General features: G+C 74.0%; 3 protein-coding genes. 2 read left to right on the top strand and 1 reads right to left on the bottom strand.

What is annotated here, in order from left to right; translation table 11 throughout:
* On the bottom strand, positions 1 to 715 hold a 715-nt coding region (locus E1264_RS41820), incomplete at its 3' end, for an ATP-binding cassette domain-containing protein (RefSeq protein ID WP_132183005.1).
* A 142-nt stretch (positions 716 to 857) separates the two neighbouring features.
* Between E1264_RS41820 and E1264_RS41815 the strand changes: the two genes are divergently transcribed.
* On the top strand, positions 858 to 2,066 hold the full coding sequence (locus tag E1264_RS41815; protein WP_207936976.1) for a sensor histidine kinase: 1,209 nt from the start codon (positions 858 to 860) through the stop codon (positions 2,064 to 2,066).
* A 7-nt stretch (positions 2,067 to 2,073) separates the two neighbouring features.
* Positions 2,074 to 2,707: response regulator transcription factor (locus E1264_RS41810; RefSeq protein ID WP_243711505.1), on the top strand; the 634-nt coding region annotated here is incomplete at its 3' end.

Below are 2,707 nucleotides of genomic sequence, written 5' to 3'. Positions count from 1 at the left end.
CCCTGGCGAGCACCGCCGTCAGCTCTGCCGGACGCGGCGTGCGGACGAGCACCCCGCGCCGGAACCGCTCCGCCAGCTCCCGCACCGACGTGTCGGCGATCATGCGGCCCCGCCCGATGATGATCAGCCGGTCGGCGGTCAGCTCCATCTCGGTCATCAGGTGGCTGGCGATCAGCACGGTCCGCCCGTCGGCGGCCAGCGAACGCAGCAGCTCCCGGATCCAGCGGACGCCGTCCGGGTCCAGGCCGTTCACCGGCTCGTCGAACATCAGCACGCCCGGATCGCCGAGGAGCGCCGCCGCGATCCCGAGCCGCTGCCGCATGCCGAGCGAGAACCCGCCGACCCGCTTGCGCGCCACCCCGGCCAGGCCCACCTGCTCCAGGACCTCCGTCACCCGCCGGACCCCGATCCCGTTGCTGCGCGCCAGCCACCCGAGATGGTCGAACGCGCGCCGCCCGCCGTGCACGGCGCCCGCGTCCGGCAGTGCCCCCACCTCCCGCATCGGGCGCCGCAGCGTCGCGTACCGGCCGCCGTTCACCAGCGCCTCACCGGACGTCGCCGCGTCCAGCCCCAGCAGGATCCTCATGCTCGTCGACTTTCCCGCGCCGTTCGGCCCGAGGAACCCCGTCACCGCACCTGGCCGGACCGTGAACGACAGCCCGTCCACCGCCGTCGTCGCGCCGTAGCGCTTGGTCAGCTCGCGTACTTCGATCATGCGGTCGACGGTCGTACGGGACGGCGCCGCGCACATCGGAGCGCGGTTGGGACTCGCGCGTCAGACCGTGCTCCGAGACCGTCCCGCCGCGTCCGACCCCGGGAGGACGCGCCCGCCCGGACCGTCCGGATACCGTCATGACGTGGACGAATCCGAGCTGCGCGCCCCTTTCCTCCGGCGGCTCGGCCGACGGCGCCTGATCGGCCTCGACGCCTGCCTGGCCGTCGTCTACACGCTCGCGTTGCTGGTGTTCGCCCCGGATAGGGACATCCCCCTGCTCCTCGCGGTCCCGTTCACCGCCGCGACCGGGCTGCCGCTCGCCGTCCGGCGGCTGTGGCCCGTCCCCGTCTTCGCCACCGTCCTTTCCGCGTCGACCGCGACGTTCCTGCTCGGCCTGCCCTGGGACTTCTTCGCCGCCGCCGCGTTCGCCCTCTACCCGGTCGCGCTCACCCGCCGCCGGCGACGCTGGATCCCGACGCCGCTGATCGGCACGGTCAGCGCCCTCCTCATCCTCGGCAGCGCGACGCTCGGACCCACCAACTGGCAGGCCGAGATCATCGGCAGGGCACTGCTCGGCGTCGCGCTCCTCGGTGCGTCCTGGTCGCTCGGCCGCGGCGTCCGCGAACGCCGCGCGCACGCAGCGCGCTCCGCCCGGCAGCTCGCCGACCAGGCCGTGTCGGAGGAACGGCTCCGCATCGCCCGCGAACTCCACGACGTGGTCGCGCACAGCATGAGCCTGATCGCCGTCAAGGCGGGCGTCGCCGTCCACGTCGCCGAGGCCCGCCCGGAGGAGGCCGTCGACGCCCTCCGGGTCATCGAGACCACCAGCCGCGGCTCCCTCGCCGAGATGCGGCACCTCCTCGGCGTCCTCCGCAGCGAGCCGGGCACGCCGGGTGCACCGGGCACGCCGGGTGCGCCGGGCACGCCGGGTGCGCCGGGCTCGTCCGGCGACGCGGGCGCCGACCTGGCCCCGTCCCCGGGCCTCGCCGACCTGGCGGCCCTCGCCGAGCGCGCCGCGATGGCCGGCGTCCAAGTAGACCTGCGCGTGGACACCGGCGACCTCCCCGAAGGCGTCGCCCTCTCCACCTACCGCATCGTCCAGGAAGCGATCACTAATGTGGTCAAACACGCCGCCCCGGCCCACTGCCGCGTCCGCGTCCGGGCCGACGGGCACCACATCCGTATCGACGTCACCGACGACGGCCCCGGCGTGCGCGTCCTCCCGGGCGGGGACGGCCACGGACTCATCGGCATGCGCGAACGCGTCGCCATGTACGGCGGGGACTTCACCGCCGGACCCCGTCCCGAAGGCGGCTTCGCCGTGTCCGCCGCCTTCCCGTACGAGCCTTAGGAGCCCCTTGGAACTGCGCGTCCTCGTCGCCGACGACCAGGCCCTGGTGCGGGGCAGCTTCCGCGTCCTCCTCGACACCGCTCCCGGCCTGCGCACCGTCGGCGAGGCGGGCACCGGCGCGGAGGCCGTCGAACTGGCCGAACGTGAACGCCCCGACGTCGTCCTCATGGACGTCCGGATGCCCGAGATGGACGGGATCGAGGCGACCCGGCGGATCTGCGCGGACCTCCCCGACGTCCGCGTCCTGATCCTCACGACCTTCGACCTGGACTCCTACGTCTACTCCGCGCTCCGCGCAGGGGCCAGCGGCTTCCTCCTCAAGGACACCCCGCCCGCCGACCTCCTCTCGGCCGTCCGCGTGGTCGCCGCCGGTGACTCCCTGCTCGCCCCCACGGTGACCCGCCGCCTGATCGCCGAGTTCGTCCGCCGCCCCGAGATTCAGCCCCCTCCCAGCCTGGACGGCCTCACCGACCGCGAACGGGAGGTCCTCACCCTCATCGCCCGCGGCCTGTCCAACACCGAACTCGCCGAACACCTCCACCTCAGCCCCGCGACCGTCAAGACCCACATCGGACACCTCCTGGCCAAGCTCCAAGCCCGGGACCGCGCCCAACTGGTGATAGCCGCCTACGAATCCGGCC

The sequence above is a fragment of the Actinomadura sp. KC216 genome, from assembly GCF_004348535.1.
GTDB lineage: Bacteria > Actinomycetota > Actinomycetes > Streptosporangiales > Streptosporangiaceae > Spirillospora.
This window is presented reverse-complemented; position numbering and strand designations above follow the sequence as displayed.